The following is a 5,368-nucleotide window of genomic DNA, read 5'->3' as shown; positions in this document are numbered from 1 at the left end:
GACGATCTGCGCTCGGCCGATGACCGAGATTGCCCCAGCCGCACCGACGTTCTGGGAGCCGCGCTGTCGAATGTCGTCGGCGGTCCGGTGGGCCGGCACGCGGTGATAGGCCGCGCGAGGATCCTGACGCCGCTGCGGGCGATGTTTCTGATCGCGCTGGTGTTCCTGGCACTGGGCTGGTCGACGAAAGCCGCGTGCCTACAGACCATCGGCACCGGGCCGGGCGACCAGCGCGTCGCCAACTGGGAGAACCAGCGGGCCTACTACGAGCTGTGCTATTCCGACACCGTGCCGCTGTACGGCGCAGAGTTGTTGAGCCAGGGCCGTTTTCCGTACAAGTCGAGCTGGATCGAGAAGGACGGGGTGGGCAAGCCGCAAACCCGCTACGACGGTCGGCCGGCGGTGCGCTACATGGAGTATCCGGTGCTCACCGGGCTGTATCAGTACGTGTCGATGGCGTTGGCCAAGACCTACACCACCTTCAGCAGGCTGATTCCGCTGCCGGTGATCGCCGAGGTGGTGGTGTTCTTCGACGTCGCCGCGCTCGGGTTGGCGCTGGCCTGGTTGGCGACGCTGTGGGCCACCGCGGGGCTGGCCGGCCGGCGGGTGTGGGACGCCGCCTTGGTGGGCGCGTCGCCGCTGGTGATTTTTCAGATCTTCACCAATTTCGATTCGCTGGCAACGGCTTTGGCGCTCGGTGGGCTGCTCTCGTGGGCGCGACGGCGTCCGGTGCTGGCCGGGGTGCTGATCGGGCTGGGCGTCGCGGCGAAGCTGTATCCGGTCCTGCTGCTGGGCCCGCTGCTGGTGCTGGGCATCCGGACTGGGCGGCTTCGCGAGGTGGCGCGTACCGCTACCGCGACGGCGGCTACCTGGCTGGTGGTGAACCTGCCCGTGCTGGTGCTCTTCCCCCGCGGATGGTCGGAGTTCTTCCGGCTGAACGCCCGCCGCGGCGATGACATGGATTCGCTGTACAACGTCGTCAAGTCGTTCACCGGCTGGCCGGGTTTCGATTCGGACCTCGGTTTCTGGCAGCCGCCGAGGATTCTGAACGCCGTCGTATTGCTGCTCTTCGTGTTGTGTTGCGCGGCAATCGGTTACAGCGCGCTGACCGCGCCGCGGCGGCCACGGGTGGCGCAGCTGGCGCTGCTGGTGGTGGCCGCGTTCCTGTTCACCAACAAGGTGTGGAGCCCACAGTTCTCGCTGTGGCTGGTGCCGCTGGCGGTGCTGGCGTTACCGCACCGCCGGATCTTGTTGGCGTGGATGACAATTGACGCGCTGGTGTGGGTGCCGCGGATGTACTACCTCTACAGCGTGCCCGACCGCGGGTTGCCCCAACAGTGGTTCACCGCGACGGTGCTGCTGCGCGACATCGCGGTGCTGGCGTTGTGCGCGCTTGTGGTCCGGCAGATCTACCGGCCCGAGGAAGATCTGGTCCGCTGGGGCGGCCGGGTCGACGATCCAGCGGGCGGGGTGTTCGACCGCGCAGCCGACGCGCCGCCGGGCTGGCTGCCGGCCTTTCTGCGCCCGGCGGGGCTGCGGCAGACGCCCGTGACCAGCGCCGCGCCCGTACACGATTTCGCAAGCTCAGCCACAGTCCGGTAACCTGTGGCGGTTGCCGACGCAGGCGACCCTCCTGCCACGGAGAAATGAGCCGTGGCCGCACACGACCATAGGAGGTGATGAGGTTCCCATGCGTCCATACGAATTAATGGTCATCCTCGATCCCACTCTCGACGAGCGCACCGTAGCTCCGTCGTTGGAGACTTTCCTCAACGTTGTCCGCAAAGACGGCGGCACTGTGGAGAAGGTCGACATCTGGGGCAAGCGCCGGCTGGCATACGAGATCGCCAAGCATGCCGAGGGCATCTATGCGGTGATCGACCTGAAAGCCGCTCCCGCCACGGTGTCCGAGCTTGACCGTCAGCTCAGCCTGAACGAGTCGGTGCTACGCACCAAGGTGATGCGCACCGACAAGCACTAGCGGCCGAGCCTGTGGGCGAATGACCGCGACTCGTCGTGGTCGTTGCGTAGGCTCGCTGCGACAGCATGCTCGTGACCACCAACCGCCGATCAACGGCGGACCCAGGAGGACATTGTGGCTGGTGACACCGTCATCACGGTCATCGGAAACCTGACCGCGGACCCCGAACTGCGGTTCACTCCGTCGGGCGCGGCCGTCGCGAACTTCACCGTCGCGTCGACGCCCCGCATGTTCGACCGTCAGACCAATGAGTGGAAGGACGGCGAAGCGCTGTTCCTCCGCTGCAGCATCTGGCGGGAGGCCGCTGAGAACGTGGCCGAGAGCCTGACCCGCGGGTCGCGGGTGATCGTCAGCGGACGGCTCAAGCAGCGTTCGTTCGAGACTCGTGAGGGCGAGAAGCGCACGGTGGTCGAGCTGGAGGTCGACGAGATCGGCCCGAGCCTGAAGTACGCCACGGCCAAGGTGAACAAGGCCAGCCGCAGCGGCGGCGGTGGTGGTGGCTTCGGCGGTGGCGGCGGCGGGGGATCCCGTCAGCCGGCCGCCGAGGCGGGTGCCGGCAGTGCAGCCAGCGAGGACCCGTGGGGCAGCGCCCCGGCGTCGGGTTCGTTCGGCGGCGGCGAAGACGAGCCCCCCTTCTAACAACTTTTCAACGACAGAACGAAAGAGACGACAGAGATGGCGAAGTCCACCAAGCGGCGCCCAGCGCCGGAAAAGCCGATCAAGGCACGCAAGTGCGTGTTCTGCTCCAAAAAGGGCCAGGACATCGACTACAAGGACACCCAGTTGCTGCGGACCTACATCAGCGAGCGCGGCAAGATCCGTGCCCGCCGGGTGACCGGCAACTGCGTCCAACACCAGCGCGACGTTGCGATCGCGGTCAAGAACGCCCGCGAGGTGGCATTGCTGCCCTTCACCTCCTCGACGCGGTAACTGCGACACCCAGAACGGAATTAGCGAAACAATGAAGCTCATTTTGACCGCTGACGTCGATCACCTCGGTGCCGTCGGCGACACCGTCGAGGTTAAAGACGGCTACGGCCGCAACTTCCTGCTCCCGCGTGGCCTGGCGATCGTCGCGTCGCGCGGCGCGCAGAAGCAAGCGGACGACATCCGTCGTGGCCGCGAGACCAAGCAGGTGCGCGACCTCGAACACGCCAACGAGATCAAGGCCGCGATTGAAGGCCTGGGTGCCGTCGCGCTCGCGGTCAAGACCGCGGGCGACTCCGGCAAGCTGTTCGGCTCGGTGACCCCCAACGCGGTCGTGACGGCAATCCGCAAAGCTGGCGGGCCCAATCTCGACAAGCGCGTTGTCCGGTTGCCCAAGGGTCACATCAAGGCCGTCGGGAGCCACCCGATCACGCTGCACGTGCACCCCGACGTCGACGTCAACGTCGCGCTCGACGTCGTCGCCGACGCCTGACGGCCCCTACCCAGATACCCCCCGATGGCAGCTAAACAGCTGCCCCGGGGGGGTATTGCTGTTTGCATAGCGAACTCATAGTGGTCAGCAAGCGATAGCGAACGTTACCGTCCGTTAACGCTGTTAATCATTAGGTGAAACACAACACGCCCGAAACGGCAACCCGGCACGACACGCCGTAGAGATTCTCATCCACACAAAATATGCAGGTGTGTGGTCCGCTTATCTGCAGTGATGTGACAACGGCGCATATTGCTCCACAAGTTCTCCACACCCCCTCAACACGGGCGCAGATGGATATGCACACACGATGCACAGGTCTATGAACAACCTCGTTTGTTGTCCTCGCCAGCAACCTTTAACGTCAACCCGTCGTGAGGTGATGCCGGCGTTCGAAGACCGACAACACGGCCCGCGGTGGGAGTCCCGCCGACCGGGGGCCGAGTCGGTCACGAGGGCGAAGGCCGACGATCCGCCCGGGGTGGGGAACCCCCGAATGTCGGGGGTGAATCGGGCGGTCGGGCTGAGTCGAGCGGTGTCGGTGGCGTGACCTAACGTCTAGCCACCGGCGTCGAATGCACGTTCGAACGTTGGGTGGGGAGGAGGCGGGAGCCTATGGCGGTCGTTGACGACTTGGGACGCCCGGACACGGCTGCGCCAAGCGAGGACTACGGGCGTCAGCCCCCGCAAGACCTGGCCGCCGAGCAGTCCGTACTGGGCGGCATGCTGCTCAGCAAGGACGCGATCGCCGATGTCTTGGAGAAGCTACGGCCCAGCGACTTCTACCGCCCAGCGCACCAAAACGTCTATGACTCCATCCTGGATCTCTACGGACGCGGGGAGCCGGCCGACGCGGTGACGGTGGCCGCCGAGTTGGACCGCCGCGGACTGCTCCGTCGCATCGGTGGCGCGCCTTATCTACACACGCTGATCTCCACGGTGCCGACCGCTGCCAATGCCGGTTACTACGCCGGGATCGTCGCGGAGAAGGCGTTGCTGCGCCGACTGGTCGAAGCCGGCACCCGGGTGGTGCAGTACGGCTATGCCGGCGCTGAGGGCGCCGACGTCGCCGAGGTGGTCGATCGCGCCCAGGCCGAGATGTATGAGGTCACCGACCGGCGGCTGTCGGAAGACTTCGTTCCGCTGGAAGATCTGCTGCAGCCAACGATGGACGAGATCGACGCCATCGCCTCCAACGGCGGCATCGCGCGCGGGGTGCCGACGGGCTTCACCGAACTCGACGAGGTCACCAACGGACTGCACCCGGGGCAGATGATCATCGTCGCGGCCAGACCTGGCGTGGGTAAGGCGCTGGCACTAAATACCCACCTTCCGACGCCGGATGGCTGGACGACGATGGGCGAGGTTGCCGTTGGCGATGAATTGCTCGGCGCCGACGGACAGCCGACACGAGTGGTGGCCGCGACGGAGATCATGCTCGGCCGGCCGTGCTATGAAGTCGAATTCTCCGACGGCACAGTGATCGTCGCCGACGCCGAGCACCAGTGGCCGACGGCGTACGGCATTTGCACAACTGATTTATTGCGCGCAGGCCTGGACACTATCCCTGGAGCGGGATCCAGCGCACGTTATGGACAGCGCGGGGGCGCCACCACCTTGGCGGCTCCGGTGGTTCAAGTGGACGCGGTGCGTCCGATCTGCAGCGCTCCAGTGCGCTGCGTGCAGGTCGACAACGCTGACCACCTGTATCTGGCCGGTCGCGGCATGATTCCGACCCACAACTCGACGCTTGGTTTAGATTTCATGCGGTCGTGCTCGATCAAGCACCGAAAGGCCAGCGTCATCTTCTCGCTGGAAATGAGCAAGTCCGAGATCGTGATGCGGCTGCTGTCCGCCGAGGCGAAAATCAAACTGGGTGACATGCGGTCCGGCCGGATGAGCGACGACGACTGGACGCGGCTGGCTCGCCGAATGAGCGAAATCAGCGAGGCGCCACTGTATATCGA

Annotated in this window: 6 protein-coding genes; all 6 read left to right on the top strand. The window is 65.5% G+C overall.

Features of this window, described 5'->3' with window-relative positions:
• A partial coding sequence (locus WAO18_RS04280; RefSeq protein WP_422204150.1) for a glycosyltransferase family 87 protein occupies positions 1–1,602 on the top strand: 1,602 nt, incomplete at its 5' end.
• A gap of 88 nt (positions 1,603–1,690) precedes the next feature.
• On the top strand, positions 1,691–1,981 hold the full coding sequence (rpsF, locus tag WAO18_RS04275) for a 30S ribosomal protein S6 (RefSeq protein WP_067339553.1): 291 nt from the start codon (positions 1,691–1,693) through the stop codon (positions 1,979–1,981).
• 114 nt (positions 1,982–2,095) lie between these two features.
• The gene (locus WAO18_RS04270) at positions 2,096–2,620 is read left to right on the top strand and encodes a single-stranded DNA-binding protein (protein WP_422204149.1); all 525 of its coding nucleotides are present in this window, start codon (positions 2,096–2,098) and stop codon (positions 2,618–2,620) included.
• A gap of 36 nt (positions 2,621–2,656) precedes the next feature.
• On the top strand, positions 2,657–2,911 hold the full coding sequence (rpsR, locus tag WAO18_RS04265; RefSeq protein WP_325686246.1) for a 30S ribosomal protein S18: 255 nt from the start codon (positions 2,657–2,659) through the stop codon (positions 2,909–2,911).
• 31 nt (positions 2,912–2,942) lie between these two features.
• Positions 2,943–3,401, top strand: a complete 459-nt coding sequence (gene rplI / locus WAO18_RS04260) for a 50S ribosomal protein L9 (RefSeq protein WP_422204147.1) — start codon at positions 2,943–2,945, stop codon at positions 3,399–3,401.
• Between the two features lie 615 nt (positions 3,402–4,016).
• The coding region (locus tag WAO18_RS04255) for a DnaB-like helicase N-terminal domain-containing protein (protein WP_422204146.1) at positions 4,017–5,368 on the top strand (1,352 nt) is incomplete at its 3' end.

The organism is Mycobacterium sp., from assembly GCF_049278535.1.
Taxonomy (GTDB): Bacteria; Actinomycetota; Actinomycetes; order Mycobacteriales; family Mycobacteriaceae; genus Mycobacterium.
The sequence above is the reverse complement of the archived record's forward strand: the minus strand, read 5'-3'. Positions and strand labels throughout refer to the sequence as shown.

What these genes read in the sequence shown, in the direction of transcription:
- rpsF (WP_067339553.1), top strand. Translation starts at nt 1,691, where the DNA reads ATGCGTCCATACGAATTAATGGTCATCCTCGATCCCACTCTCGACGAG.
- rpsR (WP_325686246.1), top strand. Translation starts at nt 2,657, where the DNA reads ATGGCGAAGTCCACCAAGCGGCGCCCAGCGCCGGAAAAGCCGATCAAG.
- rplI (WP_422204147.1), top strand. Translation starts at nt 2,943, where the DNA reads ATGAAGCTCATTTTGACCGCTGACGTCGATCACCTCGGTGCCGTCGGC.